Here is a 22,705-nt window from a genome sequence, read left to right as displayed (position 1 = left end):
TTTTGTCCACTCCGGTAGGAAAGATAGCCAACTAACCCGACTGCACCGACAACTTGTAAGACAAAAGGGATAATTAACAGTGATTTCAGGGGAATTTGTCGAGGTTTTTGGGCTTTATTCCTAGATTTTATCATTATTAATTATTAAAGGTTCGGCTAACTCAACCAGCTTCTCAAATTCAAATTGTCGAGCCAGTTTTGTCAGTGATTGTATCAGACATGTAGAGACGTTGTATACAACGTCTCTACAGTGCAGAATCAGGTGCATCTATGGCTACGCTACGCAAGCTACATCAAGAAACGGTATTACGCCATCTCAGTTCAAATATTTTTATGTCTTGTCATGATTCTACTTCGTAGTTCTAGTATCACCTGGAAGTAGTTGACATACTCCCCACCCTTTTAGGGTGGGGATTCTGGGGTCAAACAGCGATTGCTGGCATAGCCAGTCTCACATCACCTAACCCAATGGTTGATGCCCCAACCATTTGAATATTTTTAGCAGCATTTTCATCACGTCCATTCACGGAATTACATGATGGACAACGCCACTGTCTAACAGATAAATCTAGATTTTCTAGAACATAGCCACAACAAGAACAAGTTTTACTTGATGGATACCACTGGTCTATATAAACTACTTGTTTATTTTTCTTCTTGGCAACCCATTCTAGTATTTTCAGAAATTCCCCAAAAGCCAAGTCTGATATTTTTCTACCCCAAAGTCGTTGCATTCCCTTGAGGTTCAGGGTTTCAAAACACAAAATATCAAACTTATTAGTTAAGATGTGAGCTAACTTCCAAAACCAATCACGTCTGCGGTTACAAACATCTTCGTGTCTACGAACTAAATTCTTTCTAGCTCTTTCTCTGTTGTTTGAACCTTTCATCTTTTTGGAGTGATTTTTGCTGGCTTTCTTGATGGTGTTTAGAGATTGTTTTAAAAATTCCGGTGAATCAATCTTAGTTCCGTCAGAGCAGTTTAGGAAAGTTTTAAGTCCAAAATCAAACCCCGCTATTTTACCAGTCATTGATTTGATTTCTGGTTCTGGCTCATTATCGACTACAATAACCATAAACATTTCACCTAATGCAGTCCGTTTAATGGTCAGTGTTTTAATTTTCCCTTCTATTTCTCTAGACTTCCAAAATTGATATATCCGGTTTCCAATTTTTACTCTATTCCCACCCAGAAATTTATAACCAGCCTGTTTAAGGGTGAATGATTTGTACTTTTTGACCTTTTTAAATCCCGGTGGTCTAACTCCTTTTTTGTTGTGTTTAAAGAATAATTGGTATGCTTTTTCAATTCTCTGGCAAATATCTTGTACTGCTTGAGAACCTACTGATTGCCAAAAAGAATTATGTTTTCTTAATTTGGCAATATGTGACTGAAATTTTGCACAGTTTAAGTGTTTACCCCACATCCGGTAGTACCGTTTATGTAGAGCGATGCAATGGTTGTAGATTACCCCTGCGGTGTTAATCATCCGTTTGAGGTATCTATTCCTTTTGTGTTCGTACAGCTTAAACTTTAGTGTTTTCATGCTATCCTTATAGCACAACTGGATAGCCATTGGGTAGATATATTCAATGAAAGAAAGATTAAGTATTCGAGTTAATCCAGAAAGGCTTGAAAAACTCAGAAGGGTTGCCAAGCAAAAACGCAAAACAATGACTCAGTTAATTGAAGACTGGATTGATAGACTTCAGGAAGAAAAGCCGTCCTAGAAGGACGAGGCTTTAGACCCAGTTTCTTGGTAAAAAATTTACCGGGCGTAGTAAACTCTGGCATTACCAAAACCGCCTTCGCGCAACAATTGGTTTATCCTGATGGCTTCAGTTCGTTTATTAAAAGGCCCTACGGCAACGTGTGGCCCTAGGGGTTGTTGTCTCGGATTCACTTGATTGTATAATCTTGTCAGTTGTCTGACTTGGAAGACAATAGAGGATAATTCCTGTGAGTTGGCAGGAATAATCGCGTAATACCCGCCTGTGTTCCTGACAGAATTTCTATTTACAGGATTATTAGGCATGACTGGTGCATTAGAAAATCCCGCAATTTCAGCACCATAAATACCAATTCTCTGTAACTGTAATACTCGCTGTTGAGCATTGACTAAACTATTAAATACTCCTGACTGCACCACAGAACGCCCATTGTACTGGCGAATGTAAGCTGTAGGTTCAATTCGACGGACTTGTTGTAGAGTTTGTGAGTTTCTGTTGTCAACGTAGACTGAGTAACGTTGAAAGTTTTGATTATATTGGTACTGTACTGGTTGATAGATTTGGGAACTCTCTCCAAATTGATTAAAATCCACCGTCTGCTCCGGTATAAAGCCCGGTGGCGGTGGTAAATTTTCATATACACTTTGAGCTAACAGTATGCTGTGATTTTGAGCAATTTGCCCTTGTGCGGGACTTATATCAGCAGCCAGCGCGAACCAACTGCCAACGAAAACAGGCATCATCGGTAATGCAAAATATTTGGCTATCATCTGACTGGACATCTTGGTAATTAACTAATTTAGTAGAATTTACCTAGTGCTAGCTTAAAGGTTGTAAGTCTAGGTGGCAATAAATACCTCTAAACAAATTTTCAAGAGCAAAGAGTCACAACCGGATGGGGTATCCACTCCCTGAGTACAAACAGCCTTGAGAGTCAGGCTTTAAAGGATATATGCTACAATTGAGCAGTTAAAAATCTTTCGTGTCTGATGGGTGGCGATCGCAATTCTTTAGTCTGAAGATGAGCGTTGAGTACCTACCAAATTTAATTATTTAACCCTCAAGTTTTCCATTCTGCAAGGCGGTTAGCCAAGCACTATTGAAAGATATGAAAAAAGTCGTCGTTGGTCTTTCTGGTGGCGTTGACAGTTCCACCGCCGCCGCTATTTTACACCATCAGGGCTATGAAGTCATCGGTTTGACCCTTTGGCTGATGAAAGGCAAAGGACAATGTTGCTCTGAAGGTATGATCGACGCTGCTTATATTTGTGAACAATTAGGCATTCCCCATCAAGTTGTAGATATGCGGGATGTCTTTCAAACTCATATTGTCGATTATTTAGTCACTGGTTACAGTGCTGGCATTACACCGTTACCTTGCTCTCAGTGTAATAAAACGGTCAAGTTCGGGCCTATGGTAAACTATGCCCGTGAACAGTTGGGTTGCGATCGCATCGCCACAGGTCATTATGCCCGCATCCACTACAATCAAGCAACTGGGCGTTACGAATTGTTAAGAGCCATTGACCGCAACAAAGACCAGTCTTATTTTCTGTATGATTTGTCTCAAGATTTACTAGCAGCGTCACTATTTCCCCTAGGGGAAATGCAAAAAGCCGACACCCGGCGCATTGCGGCGGAACATGGCTTAAAAACTGCCGACAAGCCAGAAAGTCAAGACCTATGCTTAGTAGAAAGCAACGGTTCTATGCGGTCGTTTTTGGATAAGTATCTCGCACCCAAAAAAGGTGAGATTGTGGATACCACAGGCAAAGTTTTAGGACAGCATGATGGTGTCCATCATTACACCATTGGACAACGCAAAGGATTGGGAATTGCCGCACCCGAACCACTGTATGTGATTGCCTTAGATGCAGTGAATAATAAAGTAATTGTAGGCGATCGCACCAAAGCCACCCAGGCAGAATGTACAGTCGGGCGAGTCAATTGGGTATCTATGGCTGAACCAACTACCCCTATTCGTGCGTCAGTGCAAATTCGCTACCGTTCCGCACCCGAACCAGTGACAGTCATACCTTTAGAAAATTCCCGCGTCCGCTTGGTGTTTGATGAACCCCAGTTCAGTATTACACCCGGACAAGCTGCGGTTTGGTACGACAGCGAAAAAGTTCTCGGTGGCGGAATTATTGAGCAGTTTAGCTAATTCTGCATCAATTTTGATGTCCGCCAAAATCGCCCCTGCTTGCTGACAGCGATTTTCAGGTAAATGAACCACAAAAGAAAGTTTTAAAACCTTGTAGAGACGTTGCATGCAACGTCTCTACACCTTTGTATATAGCGGTTTTGAACGAGAGTCAGAAGAAAAATTATTGAACGCAGAGAGAAGTCTGAGCGGCGGCTTCCGCCGTAGACGCGCAAGCGGCTTGTCGTAGACATCAGAACTTCTCCTAACGGAGACGCTGCGCGAACGGTGTAAACGCAGATAAACGCGGATGAATCTTTATTCTGTTTGGTTGCCTCCCCTATAGTTAGTAGGGTGCGTCAGTGTGAAGATTTTCTTGGCATAGCTAGGGTTTCTCGTCCTGACGCACCCGACATTTTGGAGATTTTTTGATCTGGCAGTCCCTGAGTCACGCTACTCTGATTTTTCCAATCCCTAAACTATTTATGTTTCTGTACCAGCATTTTGATAAGTTAGTACATAGTTCGCAACAATAACACACACTTATCGCTAAGGGGGATTGTAACTTGAGTCAGCAACCAGATGCCATTGCCGCACACGGTGGACAGTTGATTAATCGCATTGCCACACCAGAACAAAGAGAAGAATTTCTTTCTAAGGCTGAGTTTTTGCCCAGAGTGCAACTCGATGAACGCGCCGTTTCTGATTTAGAAATGATTGCCATCGGTGGTTTTAGTCCACTCACTGGTTTTATGAACCAGGAAGATTATAATCGGGTGGTGACAGAAATGCGCCTCGCTAACGGTTTAGTGTGGTCAATTCCGATTACACTTTCTGTCTCCGAGGAAGTAGCAGCACCTTTAAAAGAAGATGGCTATGTTCGTCTAGATAACCCCCAAGGTGAATATATTGGGGTTTTGCATCTCACACAAAAATATCACTACGATAAAAACCGCGAAGCTATCAACGTCTACCGCACTGATGAAGCTAAACATCCAGGTGTACAGGTAGTTTATAACCAAGGTGCTGTAAATCTGGCTGGTGATGTCTGGTTACTGCAACGCGATGATCACCCTTATTTCCCCAAATACCAAATTGATCCGGCTGCTTCACGGCAGATGTTCAGAGAAAAAGGTTGGAAAACTATCGTCGGTTTCCAAACCCGTAACCCCATTCACCGCGCCCATGAATATATTCAAAAGTGCGCTTTAGAAACAGTGGATGGTTTATTTTTACATCCTTTGGTCGGCGCAACCAAAGAAGATGATATCCCGGCGGATGTGCGGATGCGTTGCTATGAAATTTTGCTAGAACACTATTACCCCACAGACAGAGTGATTTTAGCAATTAATCCCGCCGCCATGCGTTACGCTGGCCCCCGTGAGGCAATTTTCCATGCTTTAGTTCGCAAAAACTACGGCTGTACTCACTTTATTGTGGGACGAGATCATGCTGGTGTGGGTGACTATTATGGTACTTACGATGCTCAATACATCTTTGATGAATTTGAGCCGAGTGAAATCGGTATTGTACCCATGAAGTTTGAACACGCTTTCTACTGCACCCGCACTAAACAAATGGCGACAACTAAAACCAGTCCTAGCAAACCAGAGGAACGGGTTCACCTGTCTGGTACTAAAGTTAGAGAAATGCTACGTCGTGGTGAGTTACCCCCACCAGAATTTTCTCGTCCCGAAGTGGCGGCGGAATTGGCAAGAGCAATGCGAGTACAAGTATTGGCTTAGGCTCATTTGTTGGCGAACAAACAGTATAGACTTTAACTGTACACTCTACACTTCAGCCCTAAAAGCTATATGCTTAGGGGCTGGAGGTTGATAGCAAATTATGAAGCGTCGGACTTTTTTACAACAGATTGGCTCAATACTCGCAGTGTTGGGTGTGACTGAGGCTGAATGGTTCAGGTTAAGCGATCGCTATTCTCAAGCTTTAGCACAACCCACACCGCGCAAACTGGCATTATTAATCGGCATCAATCAATATCAAAAAAGTCCCTCTCTCAATGGTTGTCTCACTGATGTCGAACTGCAAACAGAACTTTTAACTCATCGGTTTGGCTTCCAACCTTCAGATATTCTGACTTTGACTGAGGAACAAGCTACTAGGGAAGCTATTGAAGCCGCTTTTTTCAATCATCTCACCCAGCAAGCCCAACCTGGGGATGTGGTGGTGTTTCATTTTAGCGGTTACGGTACGCGCATTCAGGTAGCACCAAATCAGCTACAAAATGCTTTAGTAGCTGGGGATGAAAATCCAGCATTACAAAATGTTCCCATTGCTAATTATGTACTAGAAGAAACCTTACTATTATTATTGCGATCGCTCCCCACAGATAAAGTCACCGCAGTCTTAGATACTAGCTACTCTACCCCTAGCACCGCCCAAACTACCGGGTTGCGAATTCGCGCCCGTCAGGAGTTACCATCGGTACAGTTAGCACTCCCAGAATTAGAGTTTCTCAAACAACTCAAAACCCAAACTTTGCTCAAGGCTCAAGATATTGAAGTCAGCCCAGCTATCATATTATCTGCTACCTCAGATATGGAGGAGTCGGCTAGAGAGGTATTGTTATCTGGTTTTAGTGCCGGGTTATTTACTTACGCTTTAACTCAACAATTGTGGGAATCCACCCCAGCCACGACAATTCAAGTGAGCTTTTCCCGTGTGGCTAGTGCGATGTCTCAATTAGGCAGTAAACAACAACCAGGGTTAGTCAGTAACAAGAAAAATCAACAGGCAGGAGTTACCATCGCCAATTTACTCCCAGATAGGATGATGGGCGCAGAGGGAGCAATCATCGCTACAGAAGATGATGGTAAAGTCGCGCAAATCTGGCTAGGTGGGCTACCTGCTCAGGTATTAGAATACTACGGTATTCATTCTCGACTGGCTTTAGCATCAGGGGAACATTTAGAGGTGCGATCGCGCAGTGGATTAACAGCTAAGGCGCAACTCGCTAAAATAAGCGATACTACACCTTTGCAAGTCGGGCAACTCTTGCAAGAAGCAGTCAGAGTTTTACCCCGCAATATTAATTTAACCGTAGCTTTAGATCCGAAACTGGAAAGAATTGAACGTGTCGATGCCACCAGTGCTTTTGCGACACTTCCCCATGTTTCTAAGGTAGTGGAAGGAGAACAACCAGCCGATTATGTGTTTGGTAAATTGCTACAAACTCCTAGTCGTTATGGTTTATTTTCTCTCGGTGGTGAGTTAATTCCTAACACCACAGGGGAATTTGGCGAAGCTGTCAAAGTCGCTGCCTTGCGATTAGCAACGAAATTACCCACCCTCTTAGCAACCAAGTTATGGCGACTGACAGAAAATGAAGGTTCTTCTCGCTTGCCTGTGAAGGTAACGTTAGAGATTTTGGGGATTTCACCGAAAGTGGTATTGCAACGGGAAACTTTACGGAATCTCAGCAGTCAACAAAGTCATTCTCCTACCCGCAACCAACCAGTTGCTATTCCTACGGTTCCCGTTGGTAGTCGCGTACAGTACCGGGTACAAAATAAAAGCCAGCAGCCTATATATTTGATGCTGTTGGGTATTAACAATCATCGAACTGCGATCGCTTTCTACCCCTGGCAAATAGTCTCAGATTCTGATAATAGTCCCAATAATCAACCTCTACTGCAACCAGTAGTTATTCCCCCCGGTGAAACTGTGACTTTACCACAAACTGCCACTACATCGGGCTGGATGATTTCTGGGCCTACCTATGAATGCGAACACCAATTAATTTTTAGCACTTCGCCTTTTCCTGAAACTTTGAAAGCTTTGGAAACTGCTAAGTATCCCACGGGAGATCAACAGCCTATTACTACTTTGGTCAATCCTTTGGTGATTGCTCAAGCTTTGTTGCAAGATTTGCACAATGCTAGCAATGTTAAGGCGGAGATGAATGGTACTGCAAACGATTATTATATCTTAGATGTGAGTCATTGGGCAAGTGTTAATTTTAGTTTTCGTGTGGCTTAGGTGGGTTTGATTTTTAAACGCGGAGGGGCGCGGAGGAAACGCAAAGGGGCGCGGAGGTTTTTTAGAGGTATTTTTTGAGTAGTAGGGCTAATTTTTCTTTGGTGGCGGTGGGGGCTTGGGTTAGATTAGTCAAGATGGCGTATTTGAGGGCGGTGTGGGCTTCGCTGGTTGGGGGGTTTTGCCTGAGTCGTCGGACGGTTTCTTGTATGGCTTTTTGGGCGTTGATGGCGTTGCGTTGTAGGTTGGCAATTACCATGTCTACTGTGACGCTATCGTGTTCTGGATGCCAGCAATCGTAGTCTGTGACTAGGGCTAGGGTGGCGTAGGCAATTTCGGCTTCTCTGGCTAGTTTGGCTTCTGGTAAGTTTGTCATGCCAATTACGGTTGCACCCCAACTACGGTAAAGGTTTGATTCGGCTTTGGTGGAAAATGCTGGCCCTTCCATGCACACGTAAGTACCGCCACGATGTAGGCTGACTTCTGGTAAGTTTAAAGATGCGATCGCCTCTGCTAAGATATTCGCCAAGTTTTTACAAATCGGTTCGCCAAAAGCAATATGTGCTACAATCCCTTCACCAAAAAATGTGGAAACCCGATTTTTGGTTCTGTCAATAAATTGATCTGGTATTACCATATCTAAGGGTTTGGCTTCGGCTTGCAGAGAACCTACCGCACTGGCTGAGATTAAATACTCTACTCCTAGTTGTTTCATGGCGTAGATATTGGCACGGAAGGGTAACTCTGACGGTAATAGCGTATGATTACGACCATGACGAGCTAAAAATGCTACTCTGGTGTTTTCTAAAGTTCCCAAGATTAACGCATCAGACGGCGCACCAAAGGGTGTCTGAATTTGCACTTCTTCTACATCTTTTAACGCATCCATTTTGTAGAGTCCACTACCGCCAATGATGCCAATCTGAGCCTGTCCCATGATTTTTGACCTATTGTTTATTTAACTGCCTAGTTATTTTACCTAAAATACGAGTATCAGAGGAGGCATAAAACTCTTGACAATTTCGCCTCAGTAATTCCGTAGGGATACTCATGTCATACTTCATCAAAAATTGTTATTTTGTGAAAAATTAATTGCAAAAAATACATGAATCATATTTGATTTCTGAGAAAACTGTGTACACTTGTAAAGTCCTTCTTTCCTGTTCCCTGTTCCCTGTTCCCTGTTCCCTGTTCCCCTACATAAAGTTTCAGTGAATAATATGCAAGCTACCACTACCTCAACCCCCATGTCTTTAGAAACTGTCTTGCAGCGCATATTCACTATTAACAGAATTACGCGCCGTGATCAGCAGTTACTTATGTCTACGTTGCTGTCTAAAGCAGATTTAAGTGAGCAAGAACACCAGCAAATCAACCGCATATTGGATGGTTTAAAACGAGGATTACTCAAAGTTGTTGATTAGCACAGCTACATCAGATACTGTTGCGCTTGCGTTTCAAACAAATAAGCATAAGTCCCATTCATCTGCATCAACTCATCATGGGTTCCACTCTCAACAATGGTGCCATTATCCATGACATAAATTCGATCAGCCATTTTCACTGTAGATAAACGATGGCTGATCAAAATTGCCGCTTGATCTTTAATCAGTTGGCGGAATTTATCAAACACTTCATACTCGGCTTTCGGATCCATTGCACTGGTAGGTTCATCCAGTACAATTAATTGGGAATCTCTTAAAAATGCTCTAGCCAAAGCCACTTTTTGCCATTGCCCAATACTCAGTTCTTCTCCTTCTTCAAATAGTTTACCTAATACGGTGTCATACCCTTTTGGTAATTTACTAATTACATCATCGGCACCGGAACGACGCGCCGCAGCAATAATGCTTTCCCGTTGTGGTGGTAAGTCGATGTTTGCTAACCAAATATTTTCTTGGGCTGTGAAGTGATATTTGGCGTAGTCTTGGAAAATTACACTAATTTCTCGCCGCAATTCTGCTGTTTTATATTCTTTCAAGTCAATGCCATCAATTGTAATTTTCCCACCTGTGGGGTCATACAATCTACACAACAGTTTAATTAGTGTCGTTTTACCTGAACCATTTTCTCCTACTAATGCAATTACTTCTCCCGGCCCTACTCTCAAATTAATATCTTTTAATGCTTGACGGGTAGTAGTAGAATATTGAAAACTGACGTTTTGAAATTCAATACCACTTTGCATCGGTCGGGGAAGCGGTACTGGGTTGATCGAGTCTACTATTCTCGGTTTAATATCCAGAAATTCATAGAGGTTAGCCAAGAAAAGATTGTCTTCATAAAGTGCAGAAATACTGGCTAATAAGGCTTTAATATCATTCTGTCCTTTCTGCAAAGCTTGGTAATAAAGAACTAAATCCCCTAGGCGTAGAACTCCGTTGATAGCTTGATAAATAATAAAGGCATAGATGACAAAGATGATAATACCAGCGATCGCTTCTGCTCCAAAAAAAGCTAAGGAGCGTTTACTCAGAACTGCAACTTTCTCCTTATATAGCTGCTGACGAATGCGCTGATACCATTGACTAAAATAGCCACCTATATCAAATAAGCGGATTTCTTTGGCATACTGGTCTGATGTTAACATCCATGCCAAATACATGGCTTGTCTCTCGGATGGTGTCCATTTGCGCTGCCAACGATACATTACACGACTAAATTTGACTCGCACCAATAAAGCCGGGAGAGCCGCTACAAATAATATACCAATAATTCCCCAGTGCAATGACAGCAATAAACCCACCATTGCAATTAATGACACACTACTTTGAGCAACCTGTGCCAAGCGGTTGAGGATTTGCGGTGGTCTGTAGGGGGCTTCTTGTTGCGCTCTTTGCAGTGTATCGTAATATAGGGGATTCTCGTAATATTCTAGGTCTGACTCGATGGATTTGGCGTTAATGATACCCTGCATATAGTCAGTTACCCGTTGCGAATGGGCAGTAATGACTAATTCTGTAACGGAGTAGCAAAGATTGGTGAGTAGGGTAACTCCACCAGCTAGCAAAATCAAAGGAATCACAGAGTTAAACGCAGCTGCTTTATTAGCTATAGAGAAGTTAGCAACTACTGTGTCTATGATTAGTTTGGTAAGATAGATTGATAATACTGGTAGTATGCCTTGAATAAATACCAAGACTACGCGAGCGATCGTCAACCTCGGACTACTTTGCCAAACTAGGCGTAATGCAGGCACAAGGCGTAACGTTTTTTTTAGCTTGGCTTGAAATAGTTTGCCTAATTGCATAGTTAAAGTGGCGATCGCAATTAAATATTTTTCTTGGTCAAAACTTAAACCAGCCTATTGTTCCAGAATCTCTCCCATCTTGTCAAACGCTCATGTTGACAGGCGCGGAATTTTCAGCCAGATCCTTTTCCACTAACTTGATTAAATCCGGCAGTGCTTCTAACGAGCGTTGCCGTCGTAAACTTAACACAGGAATTTGTTTAACCAGAGTAGTACATTGCATAAAATGCTCTTTCAACAACTCTGGTGCAGTTAGTGCTTGCATTTCCCGCGAATGTTTCACTAATTGCCCAAAGCCTTGCTTCGCTTCTAAAGGAACGATTTCTGGGTGAGTTCCATTCGCAATCACATAAATTCTACTAATAGGTACAGGTTCTTGGCTAAAACCATCTTGCAACCTGTGAACACGCTTGATAGTCTGGGAGTTCAGCAGAGGTAAGCTATCAGCCCCATGACCAAAATTAGCAGCCGCATCAGGCCACAACTTAATCTGGGGAAAACCAGGTATAACTAGAGATTTTTCTGTGTCTACTTTAATTGCTAAAACGTCATCTGTTAGAATGTTATAGCCATGAGCATGGAAACATTCAGCTAAAGTTGACTTACCTTGTCCTGAGTCAGCCATAAAGGCGACAGCACTACCATTGATCACTACACTACTGGCATGAAGCACTAATAACCCTCTTTGCCGCAGTAGTATGCACAGAATCGCACCCAGCAGAAAAGTGCGGATCATCGCTTCATCAATATCGGAGTGAGGATCGAGGATAATTTCTCTACCCCCTTGCACCAATACCGTACCCCATCCTGGCACCTCACCGAGTACATAATCACCGCCGTTACTCCGCTTCTGCTCTGGGTTGTTTAGCTTACCAAAGCGTATAGTAACATCTGCTGGTTTGTCACTAGGGATGAGTTCCGGTAAGGGTAACTCTGAATGAATACCTAAGTTATAAGCTGTATAAATGTACATTTAAAATTACTGTGTTTTTACTTAAAAAATGTTTTTTGTCAAATAGAATTTATATTTTACCGAAGATTTGGGTTTGAGGTTCCCCGTCCTTCTAGGACGGCTTTCTGATAGAATAGCAGCAACAGGCAGGGCATTGTCTGTTGGGCGAGGCGATATAAGAGGGGCTTTCGCCTGCTATCGCTGTTTTAACCCAGAGTCTCCACCCTTCTAGGGCGGGGAGTATGTCAAAAGGTTAGAACTTGACAAATCTGGCAAATTCGTTTATCAAGGAAGACATCAGGGAAATATTTCCCTGATGCTCTACGATAAGTTATTACATCTTGAAAGCAGGTGTCAAACTGCTTTTGTTCATACCTAGCTGTAGATAATTATGGGTGTAAAAGTCAAACCCTACTATTACCCCCATAATTAGGCTAGTTAGTTGGCTACAACTATGGCTTAGGTACAACTATGCCAGGTTGAGAACCGGTCAGTCCGATTAATGAGGCAGGGTAGCTTTGACCGTTAACTTCAAATGTATCATTAGCACCTGGAGTACCAAAAGCATTGGTAATGTTTTCAACACTGCCGTGGATTGTCAATTGGGGAGCATTGTAAGCTTTTTTCATTTGTCTAGTTTCCTGTTTGATAAGTTGTTGATTTAATAGGACTTGTGAACCAATTAAGTCCAGGTAGGAGCAGCCTTGATCAGCACAACCCCTAGTCCGACTTATGGTTTAATTTGTATTTATCTCAGCCAAATAGCCAGCGTTAAAGATTTCTCAAGGTGAGGTTTTTGACTACAACTATGGCTTAGGTACGATGACTCCGTGTCCTCCAGAACCGCTCAATCCCACTAATGAGGCTGGAAAAACCATACCTCCTACGTATATTAAATCTGCAACACTTGGTGGTTGACCAAAAGCATTGGTAATGTTTTCTACATTGCCGTGGATTGTCAGTTGGGGAGCATTGTAAGCTGTTTTCATGTTTCCCTTGTCCTGTTAATTAGCTGTGGATAACTATGGGTGTAAAAGCAAAGTTATGCTATTACGCCCATAATTAGGCTAGTTAGTTGGCTACAACTATTACTTAGGTATTACTACGCCGTCTTGAGAACCACTTAGTCCGATTAATGCGCCAGGGAAGTTTTGACCGTTAACTTCAAATGTATCATTAGCACCTGGAGTACCAAAAGCATTGGTAATGTTTTCAACACTGCCGTGGATTGTCAATTGGGGAGCATTGTAAGCTTTTTTCATTTGTCTAGTTTCCTGTTTGTTAGTTTCTTGATAGCAATTGTGAACCAATTAAGTCCAGGTAGGAGCAGGCATCATCAGCACAACCCCTAGTCCGACTTATGGTTTGATTTGTGTGTGTTTCAGCCAAAGAGCCAGGGTTAAAGATTTCCAAACGGGCATTATTCCCTGTTCATCATTAATGTCATTTGTAGACAATACATAGTCATAGAAACTTTGGAGAGAATTTATATCTACAAAGTCTGCGATATTACTAGGATTAACTTTGATCACCTCCTCTACAAGTTGCCGATCAAGATGCAGTAATCCCCGGCGGAAATTTGGTGTCATGCTGGTTTTGCCACCACGCCATTGTATTTCTTGAGGCAGAATACCATTCATGGCTCTCCGCATGACGACGCGAGACCATCCCTGATTGAGCTTCTGCTCAGGTGGTAAAGCTAGACACAATTCAATCAGTCGTTTATCCATGAAGGGATGACGCGACTCTAGAGAAAATTCGGCAGCGCATTGATCTACTAACTCCAAAACTATAGTAAACATATTTGAGTTAAAGCTACGCCATTGATCCTCTCTCACTGTTACGGCTGGACTCTCATCGTCAGATGAAGACTCTTTGAGATTGTCTAGACCAACTTTTTGGGCAAATCTAGGGTTAATCAGGGGAGTAAAATTATTTGTATGGTTCTGATAACCTCGGAGCGATCGCCAAACATTTAATACAGATTCAGGTACTAAAGGTTTGATTCCGTAAGATACAAACAATTTCTGCCGAGAAATCCGAAAATTTTGACTGATTTGATTAGCAGTTTCCGCAAACTTCAACCATTTTCCCTGTTGTGCCAATTCCTTGAGGTAGGAAATGACATACTCATGAAAAATAGCCGCTACTGAGGTCTGAAAGTGCTGTGAGACTGCATTAGCTTCTGTCAGAAAAGTATCCCATTTACCTTGACGTGCTAACTCCGCAAAATATACAGCACCATGCGATACTGTTGTATCACCATCAAAACCATCTAAACAAATCCTGATACCCGCTTGCTGTGTGGCACGATTTAATCCCCATACTAAATAGTGGCTAGGGCCAAGGTATGGGTCATCCATGTATTGAAAATAGTTCTGCCATTCTGAGATAGGCCCAGCTTGATCAGGATGTACATAGTGGGGTATACACCCACCTTGCTCTAACACTGGATTAATATATTGACGCTCATCACATTCAGGAACATCATTAAAGATATTCGAGAAGGTGTGTAGTTGTGCGCCGTTTTCTGATTGTAATATGTTCCGTGCTACACACGCCACTGATGAGGAGTCTAAGCCACCACTGAGATGACAACCTACAGGGAATGCGCTACGTAGACGACAACGTACTGCTTCTGTAAAGACTTCCCGAAAAGCTTCAGCGTATTCTGCATCAGAATTGAGCCTTAATTCATCACCCACTTGTAAAGCCCAGTAGGAGCGAGACTTTAACCCTCCTTTGTCGCTGACTACCATGATATGTCCCGGTGGTAAGCGGAAGATATCTTCATAGACAGTGCTAGACTTATCTTTTTTAAATGGGTGTAGATGATTGGCGATCGCTTCTTCGTTCAGTCTTCTGGGAACTTGTGATAAACACAACAGTCCTTTAATCTCAGAAGCAAAACAAAACTGCTTACCAGGTCTGTAAAAATAATATAACGGTTTGATGCCAAAATGATCTCTGGCGCAAAAAATTATCTGTTTACGTCTATCCCAAATTACAAAGGCAAAATCTCCTAGCAACTTGGAAGCACATTCTTCACCCCATTTCTCGTAAGCTGCTAATACCAGTTGGCTATCTGTAATTTTTTCAGATGTCCAACCATCTAATTGTAATTTATATATTAATTCATCCCGATTGTCTAGGCGTAAGTCTGCGGTCAGAACTAAATCACCTGTTGGATCAACTAGCGGCTGCTGCTCTAATAATGACTCAGGAGTAGTCCACAGCATCCGATGCCCTAACCCGACAAAATCAGAACACCATATATCCGCTCCATCTGGCCCCCGTTGAGCCAAAACATCGACCATGCGCGTCAATTGTTCATTATCTACTGGTTGTCTATCCAAGTTGTAGATGCCAACAATGCCACTCATAGTCCGTTCCTTGGTAAAGATGGTAGTGGTTTATAGGATGAAAGATTTGCTAGATGACCAATGACTACTTTTCCTTGATTTTCAATCCAAGCATGAGCTTCTAATTTACCTTGCTCATCTTTAGCAACACCTATTCGCAATTCAGGAGAGTAACCACGTCTAGTCATCAAGACTTGACAAGTCAACGCGCGCGCTAAACACTTAGCTCCTGGTACAAATTTAGTGCTGACATCCACAGCCCAAATAATTTTACCGATAGTAGTTTGGTTAACACTGATGTTTGGTTGATTTATCTTATTTAGCAGTGTGCGTAACTGACTAAATGGCAGTAACCACAAACCCAGATTGACAAACAACAAGAGCAAAAAAGTATTGATCAGGAGAAGGCGATCGCTGTGATTGAGGAATAGAAATTTAAGCAGACGCTTCATTAGTAATCTTAATCAGTCCCTTAGCTGCTAAATCTTCCAGTAGAATCATTAAGTCACGCTCACACACCTCTGGTTCAACTTCATACTCTGCCAGTAAAGCCGCCTGAATCTCTTTTATACTTTTAGGTGCTTGAATCATATTCCAGACACTAGCTCCTACCTGATTCAGACCATAGTAAACTCCCGACTTGACATCGAGAATTACTGCTTCCCCTTCCAGTTCAGAGGAAACTTGCTCTTGGCTGGCTACTATCCTGGAATACTCAGATGAGATTAGCTGTGCTGCCATTTTTAATTCCAGTGGTTTTTCTTAAGTGTATCTAATTAACTATGACAATATATAACATCTTTCTCTGGTGCGCGCTACGTTTCTCCAGTAACTTTACTGATTGTTTTCAATTACACTCAATTTTTAAAGTCTTGATAAAGAGAAAATCACCTGATGCGGTTTTTTATTTGGGGAATCACGCCGGTATTTACGGGTAAATAAACCAATCCTGACCGCTAATCCTCCATCCAAAATAACTGCCTGAATTCCCTTGTATGACAAGACTTTTGCCTTGAAACACTACAGTCTTTACCATCACTGATAAAGAATTAAAAACTACATTTTTGCTTCCCCAGCTAAGTGCTTGTTCAATGTAATTTCTTCATAGAAAAATTATACTTGTCAATATATCTCAAGTTAGATTATGCGTGTCTAAATGAATGACAAAGAAATAGATAATATCTCACCTTGATTTAATCCAAGCTACTGATAAGAATTAATTATAAAAACCCAAAAATGTATTGTGTGAATGGGTGCGAAACATTCGGACTCAATGCCAAAAAAGTCGCACCTGAGTTGCATAACTGTTGTATTTCTAGAATCGGGATGACTGGATTCGAACCAGCGGCCCCTTCGTCCCGAACGAAGTGCGCTACCAAGCTGCGCTACATCCCGTAAATTTACATATAATCAATATCATAACACAAATTCTGGTGAATGCTAAGGGTGTAGGGGAGGAGAGGAGCGGAGGAAGCGGATGAGATTTGTCCCCAGACTGGATTCCCCTGTTTGTTGCCTATGCCTAACATATAGGAATCCGATGTGATTATTGAAATTACTTGTGTAGTTAGGGAACAGGGAACAGGGAACAGGGAACAGGGAACAGGGAATAGGGAACAGGGAACAGGGAATAGGGAATAGGGAACAGGGGTGTACTGATTTTTTTCAGAAATCAAATATGATTCCTATATATATATAGATAAATTCAGCGAGGAATTTGCTTGCTAGGATTAGATTTGTATAACTATCGTTGGTAAAAGCTGATTGTGACTGTTAAGCCAGACTGGTTGCGAGTAAAAGCCCCTCAATGGGAGCGTGTCGGTAATGTCAAAGAAATTTTACGGGATTTAGCACTTAATACAGTTTGTGAGGAAGCATCCTGTCCGAACATTGGTGAGTGCTTCCAAGCTGGAACGGCGACATTTTTGATTATGGGGCCAGCTTGTACTCGTGCCTGTCCTTATTGTGATATTGACTTTGAGAAAAAACCCAAAGCTTTAGACCCCACAGAACCAGCACGTTTGGCGGAAGCGGTACGCCGCATGAGACTGAATCATGTAGTAATTACCTCTGTCAACCGAGATGATTTACCAGATGGTGGTGCTGCTCAGTTTGTCCGGTGTATTGAAGCAGTGCGTACAGTTTCACCCCAAACCACAATTGAGGTGCTAATTCCAGATTTGTGTGGGAATTGGGATGCTTTAGAAATAATTCTCCAAGCTGCGCCAGAGGTACTAAACCATAATACAGAAACAGTTCCTAGACTGTATCGGCGGGTAAGACCCCAAGGAAACTATGAGCGCACAATGGAATTACTCCAACTCAGCCGCCAAATGGCTCCTTGGTTGTACACCAAATCAGGGATTATGGTAGGACTGGGCGAAACTGATGCAGAAGTTCGCCAAGTTATGCAAGACTTGCGCGCTGTAGATTGTGATATCCTCACCATTGGGCAGTACCTGCAACCGAGTCAAAAACATTTGCAAGTTAATGATTTTGTGACTCCAGAACAATTCGCCGCTTGGCAAGCTTACGGTGAAGAACTAGGATTTTTACAAGTTGTGTCCTCACCGTTAACCAGAAGTTCTTACCACGCCGAACAAGTGCGGGAACTGATGCAGCGTTACCCACGGAAAAAGATTGCAGAGTAGAGACGGGATTAATCGCGTCTGTACAAAAAGTAATTGTAATTTTGAATTTTGAATTTTGAATTTTGAATTTTGAATAGTGGTGCAAGAAACTACCATAGCAATTTTAGGCGCGGGTGCTTGGGGTGCAACTCTAGCCAATTTAGCAGCAGCAAATGGTCATCGGGTGCGTGTGTGGTCACGTCGGGGATGTGATACTTTAGCATCAGTGTTACAAGATGCTCAAATAGTTGTGTCTGCTATCTCTATGAAAGGGGTGAGAGAAGTTGCTTCTCAAGTAAGTTCTTTCACCCTTTCTGTGCGAGACGCTACGGGAACACCCACAACGATTTTTGTCACGGCGACAAAAGGGTTAGAACCTGAGACTATCTGTACACCGTCGCAAATTTGGCAATCAACTTTTCCTGAGCATCCGGTGGTGGTGCTGTCAGGGCCTAATTTATCTAAAGAAATTCAACAATCATTGCCAGCTGCTACGGTAGTTGCTTCTCAAGATGCGACTGCGGCGGAAACCGTACAGGTGGCTTTTACTTCCCATCGATTTCGAGTATATACCAATGCTGATCCCGTGGGTGTGGAGTTGGGCGGGACACTGAAAAACGTGATGGCGATCGCAGCAGGTGTCTGTGATGGTTTACACTTGGGAACTAATGCCAAAGCCGCTTTAGTCACACGCGGACTCACAGAAATGGTGCGTCTGGGCAATTTTTGGGGGGCGAAGACGGAAACATTTTATGGTTTATCTGGTCTAGGAGACTTGTTAGCCACCTGTAACAGTCCTTTAAGTCGTAATTACCAAGTCGGCTATCAATTAGCTGCTGGTAACTCACTAACAGACGTTTTGGCTAATTTACCAGGAACCGCCGAAGGAGTAAACACTTGTCAGGTATTAGTACAACTAGCTAGACAAAAAAATATCGTCATCCCAATTACTGAGCAAGTTTATCGATTAATCCAAGGTGAAGTCACACCACAACAAGCACTCGATGAACTGATGCTACGAGATATCAAGCCAGAATAAAAATCATCCGTTGGCAGATGTGAAATTCGTCGTCAGGGCTATAGCCCTGATGTTGGCTTGCTTTCATCTCTACTAGAGCCTGTGCCAACGAACTGGTATCACCGTATTAATCGGCAATGGCTCCACTACAAGCCAAAAATCAAAACCAAAAAAATAAATATTGATCAGATGCCAATTCAGTGTAAAGTGTTGATGAAAAATTAGTAAGTATTAACTGAACATCTGTTGAAAGTATCACTTGTTACAGAACACTCAAAGATAATTCATAATTTATTACTTTAAGTTTCTCCTCAAAAATCCTGAGAAAAAAAAGTAGAAAATCGTCAGGAAATTACTTTCATATTCATGTAGATGTGACTATGCCGGTGATCATCATGATGTTTACCGACATATATTTATACCAATTACCAAAATAGCAGCTAATATTCATTCTGGTGGAAAAGCTGACTATGTAGTTCCGATTTAAACCCTCATCATGGATTTGAATAGCTATTGGTTCAATCAGTAGTTCAGTAGCCGAGATAGTTCGGTTTTGATTCTGAACAAATCACAGTAAGTTGTTTTGCAACAAAACATTACTGGAAACCTCTACCGTGTTAGTTCATCTAAAATCACGGGAACAATAGCAACAGTTAAATAGCTGACCGCAATCTATTGTTACCTGGAGCCATAGAGACGATTTATGCCAGCAACATCTTTTTACGCAGATGCCGCCTACAACACCCAAAAATCCAGCCAGGTTTTAGATCCTGATCTGACAGTTGATGACAGTGAGTTATCCGTGGATGATCTCCATGATTTGGAAATAGCTGCTGCTGATCCTCATAACTTGTCTGCCAATACTAACCGTCGTAGTACAGATTTAGTACGTCTATACCTTCAGGAAATAGGCCGGGTGCGGTTGTTAGGAAGGGATGAAGAAGTTTCCGAGGCACAAAAAGTCCAGCGATACCTGCGATTGCGGACAGTGCTGGCAAATGCCGCCAAACAAGGAGATGCTATAGCAGCCCCTTATCTTCATTTGATTGAAGTGCAAGAACGTTTGGCATCAGAATTAGGACACCGCCCTTCATTGGAACGGTGGGCGAAGACAGCCGGGATCAATATCTCGGAACTGAAACCGATTTTGTCAGACGGTAAGCGTCGTTGGGCAGAAATTGCCAAAATGACTGTAGAAGAATTGGAAAAAATTCAGTCCAATGGACTGCAAGCCAAAGAACACATGATTAAGGCGAATTTACGCTTGGTTGTGTCTGTGGCCAAAAAATATCAAAATCGTGGATTGGAATTATTAGATTTAGTTCAAGAAGGAACTCTGGGCTTAGAACGGGCTGTAGAAAAATTTGATCCGACTAAAGGATATCGTTTTAGCACCTATGCTTACTGGTGGATTCGTCAGGGTATTACCAGAGCGATCGCAACTTCTAGCCGTACAATTCGCCTGCCTGTTCACATCACAGAAAAACTTAACAAAATTAAAAAAGCTCAACGTAAAATCGCTCAAGAAAAAGGACGTACTCCTACTTTAGAAGACTTGGCTCTTGAATTAGATATGACACCCAGCCAAGTGCGAGAAGTTTTGTTAAGAGTTCCTCGTTCTGTTTCTTTAGAAACTAAAGTCGGTAAAGATAAAGACACCGAATTAGGCGAATTATTAGAAACCGATAGCGTCACACCTGAAGAAATGTTAATGCGAGAATCTCTACAAAGAGACTTGCAAAATTTGTTAGCCGATTTAACCAGCCGTGAACGTGATGTCATTTTAATGCGGTTTGGATTAGCAGATGGTCATCCTTACTCGTTAGCAGAAATTGGCCGCGCCCTTGATTTATCAAGGGAACGAGTCCGCCAAATTGAATCCAAAGCTTTACAAAAACTGCGCCAACCTAAGCGGCGTAACCTCATCCGCGACTATTTAGAGTCTCTGAGTTAAATGTGATAGTCATAGTCAATAGTCAATAGTTAATAGTGAACAAAATCTATACTAGAGATTGTTGACTCTGGACTATTTGCTCCGAAAAACTCAATTGATCCCCACTTTTAACTGCTATCTATTGCTGATTAGAAACTTTGGCAATTAATGATAGCTATGTTTTTCTAGTGAATGGCTGGATATGTATTGCCGATGGGGATCACATTACTTATTTTTTTTTCAAAATTTAATAATTATTCTCAATAAGCAACGATTGTTGCAAATAGGATGAAATATTTGCTATATTCTCAATTAATAGGCTTTGTTGAGAAAAATTAGTATGACTGTCTATACAACTTCTTCATTAAAGGCAGAATTAAACGAACGAGGCTGGCGTTTAACTCCCCAAAGAGAGACAATTTTACACATTTTTCAAGAACTTCCTCAAGGCGAACATCTCAGTGCTGAGGATCTTTATCAACGCTTAGAAAGCGATGGTGAAGGAATTAGCCTCTCAACCATCTATCGGACTTTAAAGTTGATGGCGCGGATGGGTATCTTGCGGGAACTTGAATTAGGTGAAGGACATAAACATTATGAAATCAACCAGCCTTACCCCCATCATCACCATCACCTGATTTGTGTGAAATGCAACGCGACGATTGAGTTCAAAAATGACTCAATTTTAAAAATTGGGGCTAAAACTGCTCAAAAAGAAGGATTTCACCTGCTTGACTGTCAAATGACAATCCATGCAGTATGTCCCAAGTGCCAACGGGCTTTGATGCCACTGTAGCACTTGGGTAGGTAAATCAAGGAAATTACTCAAATCAATCTATAAATAGGATATTGAGCGATTTCTCTAGGGTGGTTAATCGGAGGTACGCAACCTGTTCAGGATTTATATTGGCAATACCGAAGCGGGTGCTAAAAGCGTCCGCTTCTGATTTGACACTCCTCGTCCTAAAGTCCGAGGATTCTTGGTTCAGTCAATGAGACTAATACCATAGAATTCTTGAGCTTGCTGAATGGCTTTTTTGGTGTCTTCTGCCATGATCCCATTTCATGGGCCTTTATAAGCGGAAGCTAGATGCAAATACGCGATATTATCCATACCACTTATTTTTCTTCAATGCGGGCTTCAGCTTGATGTACTATGTTCCGTAAATTTTCTAATGTTGGTATATTTACATCCTGCCATAAACCGCGTTTGTGTGCCTCTAATAATCTTTCAGAGATATCACGCAGGGCATGGGGATTTTTCTCCAGGATAAATTCTGAAACTACGGGATCAAGTAAGTAAGCCTCCATGACACCTTGATACATATAATCTTCTACACATCTGGCTGTGGCATCGTAGGCAAATAAAAAATCTACGGTTGCTGACATTTCAAACGCGCCCTTGTAGCCGTGGCGCATCATGCCGCTAATCCACTTAGGATTTACCACACGAGAACGATACACCCTTGTTATTTCTTCTTGAAGTTGGCGGATGCGTGGTTGAGCCGGAAGCGAATGATCACCAAAATAAGCTTCTGGATTTTTTCCTTGGATAGAACGCACCGCCGCCATTAAACCACCCTGAAATTGATAATAATCATCTGAATCAAGTAAGTCATGCTCACGGTTGTCTTGATTGTGTAGCACAATTTGCATTTGTGCTAATCGCTGGGTGAAGGCTTCGGGGGCGG

Annotated in this window: 21 protein-coding genes and 1 tRNA gene; 9 read left to right on the top strand and 13 right to left on the bottom strand. The window is 42.2% G+C overall.

From position 1 onward, the window contains the following. Window positions 1-421: 421 nt before the first annotated feature. On the bottom strand, window positions 422-1,546 hold the full coding sequence (locus AACS98_RS23295) for an RNA-guided endonuclease InsQ/TnpB family protein (protein WP_066375044.1): 1,125 nt from the start codon (window positions 1,544-1,546) through the stop codon (window positions 422-424). Window positions 1,547-1,592: 46 nt separating this feature from the next. Here AACS98_RS23295 and AACS98_RS23290 point away from each other — a divergent pair, with 46 nt between their 5' ends. Continuing rightward, entirely contained in the window at window positions 1,593-1,730 is a 138-nt protein-coding gene (locus tag AACS98_RS23290; RefSeq protein ID WP_197480180.1) for a hypothetical protein, read from the top strand. Window positions 1,731-1,768: 38 nt separating this feature from the next. On the opposite strand, the gene AACS98_RS23285 is transcribed toward AACS98_RS23290, so the two are convergent. Beyond that, on the bottom strand, window positions 1,769-2,512 hold the full coding sequence (locus AACS98_RS23285; protein ID WP_066384693.1) for a hypothetical protein: 744 nt from the start codon (window positions 2,510-2,512) through the stop codon (window positions 1,769-1,771). Window positions 2,513-2,838: 326 nt separating this feature from the next. Between AACS98_RS23285 and mnmA the strand changes: the two genes are divergently transcribed. From mnmA to AACS98_RS23270, 3 genes are all read left to right on the top strand, one after another. Then, the gene (gene mnmA / locus AACS98_RS23280; protein ID WP_066384691.1) at window positions 2,839-3,894 is read left to right on the top strand and encodes a tRNA 2-thiouridine(34) synthase MnmA; all 1,056 of its coding nucleotides are present in this window, start codon (window positions 2,839-2,841) and stop codon (window positions 3,892-3,894) included. A gap of 545 nt (window positions 3,895-4,439) precedes the next feature. Further along, window positions 4,440-5,618, top strand: a complete 1,179-nt coding sequence (gene sat, locus AACS98_RS23275; RefSeq protein WP_066384688.1) for a sulfate adenylyltransferase — start codon at window positions 4,440-4,442, stop codon at window positions 5,616-5,618. 100 nt (window positions 5,619-5,718) lie between these two features. Further along, window positions 5,719-7,872 carry a caspase family protein gene (locus AACS98_RS23270; RefSeq protein WP_066384685.1) on the top strand — a complete coding sequence of 718 codons (2,154 nt, stop codon included), beginning with the start codon at window positions 5,719-5,721 and terminating at the stop codon, window positions 7,870-7,872. A gap of 61 nt (window positions 7,873-7,933) precedes the next feature. Here the strand turns inward: AACS98_RS23270 and AACS98_RS23265 are convergent, their stop codons facing one another. Continuing rightward, window positions 7,934-8,806, bottom strand: coding sequence for an S-methyl-5'-thioadenosine phosphorylase (locus AACS98_RS23265; RefSeq protein WP_066384683.1), 873 nt, complete (start codon window positions 8,804-8,806; stop codon window positions 7,934-7,936). A 283-nt stretch (window positions 8,807-9,089) separates the two neighbouring features. Here AACS98_RS23265 and AACS98_RS23260 point away from each other — a divergent pair, with 283 nt between their 5' ends. After that, on the top strand, window positions 9,090-9,293 hold the full coding sequence (locus AACS98_RS23260) for a hypothetical protein (protein ID WP_066384681.1): 204 nt from the start codon (window positions 9,090-9,092) through the stop codon (window positions 9,291-9,293). Window positions 9,294-9,298: 5 nt separating this feature from the next. Here the strand turns inward: AACS98_RS23260 and AACS98_RS23255 are convergent, their stop codons facing one another. The 9 genes from AACS98_RS23255 to AACS98_RS23215 form a co-directional block, all read right to left on the bottom strand. Further along, on the bottom strand, window positions 9,299-11,119 hold the full coding sequence (locus AACS98_RS23255; protein WP_066384680.1) for an ABC transporter ATP-binding protein: 1,821 nt from the start codon (window positions 11,117-11,119) through the stop codon (window positions 9,299-9,301). An 82-nt stretch (window positions 11,120-11,201) separates the two neighbouring features. Further along, window positions 11,202-12,092: a serine kinase gene (locus AACS98_RS23250; protein ID WP_066384679.1), complete on the bottom strand. Its 891-nt coding sequence runs from the start codon at window positions 12,090-12,092 to the stop codon at window positions 11,202-11,204. Window positions 12,093-12,523: 431 nt separating this feature from the next. Then, window positions 12,524-12,700 carry a lasso peptide gene (locus AACS98_RS23245; RefSeq protein ID WP_157087552.1) on the bottom strand — a complete coding sequence of 59 codons (177 nt, stop codon included), beginning with the start codon at window positions 12,698-12,700 and terminating at the stop codon, window positions 12,524-12,526. 177 nt (window positions 12,701-12,877) lie between these two features. Beyond that, a complete protein-coding gene (locus AACS98_RS23240) occupies window positions 12,878-13,060 on the bottom strand; it encodes a lasso peptide (RefSeq protein ID WP_066384678.1) in 183 nt (60 codons plus the stop codon). 99 nt (window positions 13,061-13,159) lie between these two features. Continuing rightward, window positions 13,160-13,333, bottom strand: coding sequence for a lasso peptide (locus tag AACS98_RS23235; protein ID WP_157087551.1), 174 nt, complete (start codon window positions 13,331-13,333; stop codon window positions 13,160-13,162). Window positions 13,334-13,429: 96 nt separating this feature from the next. After that, window positions 13,430-15,454, bottom strand: coding sequence for a lasso peptide isopeptide bond-forming cyclase (locus AACS98_RS23230; protein WP_066384676.1), 2,025 nt, complete (start codon window positions 15,452-15,454; stop codon window positions 13,430-13,432). Further along, window positions 15,451-15,885 (bottom strand): lasso peptide biosynthesis B2 protein, encoded by a 435-nt coding sequence (locus AACS98_RS23225; protein WP_066384674.1) that lies wholly within the window; start codon window positions 15,883-15,885, stop codon window positions 15,451-15,453. Before AACS98_RS23225 ends, AACS98_RS23230 begins: the two co-directional genes overlap by 4 nt. Continuing rightward, on the bottom strand, window positions 15,869-16,174 hold the full coding sequence (locus AACS98_RS23220) for a PqqD family peptide modification chaperone (protein ID WP_066384673.1): 306 nt from the start codon (window positions 16,172-16,174) through the stop codon (window positions 15,869-15,871). Before AACS98_RS23220 ends, AACS98_RS23225 begins: the two co-directional genes overlap by 17 nt. Window positions 16,175-16,754: 580 nt before the next feature. Beyond that, window positions 16,755-16,828 (bottom strand) — tRNA-Pro (locus AACS98_RS23215). 371 nt (window positions 16,829-17,199) lie between these two features. On the opposite strand from AACS98_RS23215, the gene lipA reads away from it, so the two are divergent. From lipA to AACS98_RS23195, 4 genes are all read left to right on the top strand, one after another. Next, window positions 17,200-18,084: a lipoyl synthase gene (lipA, locus tag AACS98_RS23210; protein ID WP_066384671.1), complete on the top strand. Its 885-nt coding sequence runs from the start codon at window positions 17,200-17,202 to the stop codon at window positions 18,082-18,084. 79 nt (window positions 18,085-18,163) lie between these two features. After that, the gene (locus AACS98_RS23205; RefSeq protein WP_066384807.1) at window positions 18,164-19,102 is read left to right on the top strand and encodes an NAD(P)H-dependent glycerol-3-phosphate dehydrogenase; all 939 of its coding nucleotides are present in this window, start codon (window positions 18,164-18,166) and stop codon (window positions 19,100-19,102) included. Between the two features lie 682 nt (window positions 19,103-19,784). Continuing rightward, window positions 19,785-21,035: an RNA polymerase sigma factor SigC gene (gene sigC / locus AACS98_RS23200; RefSeq protein WP_066384668.1), complete on the top strand. Its 1,251-nt coding sequence runs from the start codon at window positions 19,785-19,787 to the stop codon at window positions 21,033-21,035. A gap of 319 nt (window positions 21,036-21,354) precedes the next feature. Further along, window positions 21,355-21,810: a Fur family transcriptional regulator gene (locus AACS98_RS23195; protein WP_066384666.1), complete on the top strand. Its 456-nt coding sequence runs from the start codon at window positions 21,355-21,357 to the stop codon at window positions 21,808-21,810. Between the two features lie 323 nt (window positions 21,811-22,133). Here the strand turns inward: AACS98_RS23195 and AACS98_RS23190 are convergent. Continuing rightward, window positions 22,134-22,705: cobaltochelatase subunit CobN (locus AACS98_RS23190; protein WP_198161185.1), on the bottom strand; the 572-nt coding region annotated here is incomplete at its 5' end.

This window comes from Anabaena sp. CA = ATCC 33047, assembly GCF_963870205.1.
Taxonomy (GTDB): domain Bacteria; phylum Cyanobacteriota; class Cyanobacteriia; order Cyanobacteriales; family Nostocaceae; genus Trichormus.
The sequence above is the reverse complement of the archived record's forward strand: the minus strand, read 5'-3'. Positions and strand labels throughout refer to the sequence as shown.

What these genes read in the sequence shown, in the direction of transcription:
- AACS98_RS23220 (WP_066384673.1), bottom strand. Translation starts at nt 16,174, where the DNA reads ATGGCAGCACAGCTAATCTCATCTGAGTATTCCAGGATAGTAGCCAGC.
- AACS98_RS23295 (WP_066375044.1), bottom strand. Translation starts at nt 1,546, where the DNA reads ATGAAAACACTAAAGTTTAAGCTGTACGAACACAAAAGGAATAGATAC.
- AACS98_RS23250 (WP_066384679.1), bottom strand. Translation starts at nt 12,092, where the DNA reads ATGTACATTTATACAGCTTATAACTTAGGTATTCATTCAGAGTTACCC.
- AACS98_RS23240 (WP_066384678.1), bottom strand. Translation starts at nt 13,060, where the DNA reads ATGAAAACAGCTTACAATGCTCCCCAACTGACAATCCACGGCAATGTA.
- AACS98_RS23235 (WP_157087551.1), bottom strand. Translation starts at nt 13,333, where the DNA reads ATGAAAAAAGCTTACAATGCTCCCCAATTGACAATCCACGGCAGTGTT.
- AACS98_RS23290 (WP_197480180.1), top strand. Translation starts at nt 1,593, where the DNA reads ATGAAAGAAAGATTAAGTATTCGAGTTAATCCAGAAAGGCTTGAAAAA.
- sigC (WP_066384668.1), top strand. Translation starts at nt 19,785, where the DNA reads ATGCCAGCAACATCTTTTTACGCAGATGCCGCCTACAACACCCAAAAA.
- AACS98_RS23225 (WP_066384674.1), bottom strand. Translation starts at nt 15,885, where the DNA reads ATGAAGCGTCTGCTTAAATTTCTATTCCTCAATCACAGCGATCGCCTT.
- AACS98_RS23195 (WP_066384666.1), top strand. Translation starts at nt 21,355, where the DNA reads ATGACTGTCTATACAACTTCTTCATTAAAGGCAGAATTAAACGAACGA.
- AACS98_RS23230 (WP_066384676.1), bottom strand. Translation starts at nt 15,454, where the DNA reads ATGAGTGGCATTGTTGGCATCTACAACTTGGATAGACAACCAGTAGAT.
- mnmA (WP_066384691.1), top strand. Translation starts at nt 2,839, where the DNA reads ATGAAAAAAGTCGTCGTTGGTCTTTCTGGTGGCGTTGACAGTTCCACC.
- AACS98_RS23260 (WP_066384681.1), top strand. Translation starts at nt 9,090, where the DNA reads ATGCAAGCTACCACTACCTCAACCCCCATGTCTTTAGAAACTGTCTTG.
- AACS98_RS23285 (WP_066384693.1), bottom strand. Translation starts at nt 2,512, where the DNA reads ATGTCCAGTCAGATGATAGCCAAATATTTTGCATTACCGATGATGCCT.
- AACS98_RS23245 (WP_157087552.1), bottom strand. Translation starts at nt 12,700, where the DNA reads ATGAAAAAAGCTTACAATGCTCCCCAATTGACAATCCACGGCAGTGTT.
- AACS98_RS23265 (WP_066384683.1), bottom strand. Translation starts at nt 8,806, where the DNA reads ATGGGACAGGCTCAGATTGGCATCATTGGCGGTAGTGGACTCTACAAA.
- AACS98_RS23255 (WP_066384680.1), bottom strand. Translation starts at nt 11,119, where the DNA reads ATGCAATTAGGCAAACTATTTCAAGCCAAGCTAAAAAAAACGTTACGC.
- AACS98_RS23270 (WP_066384685.1), top strand. Translation starts at nt 5,719, where the DNA reads ATGAAGCGTCGGACTTTTTTACAACAGATTGGCTCAATACTCGCAGTG.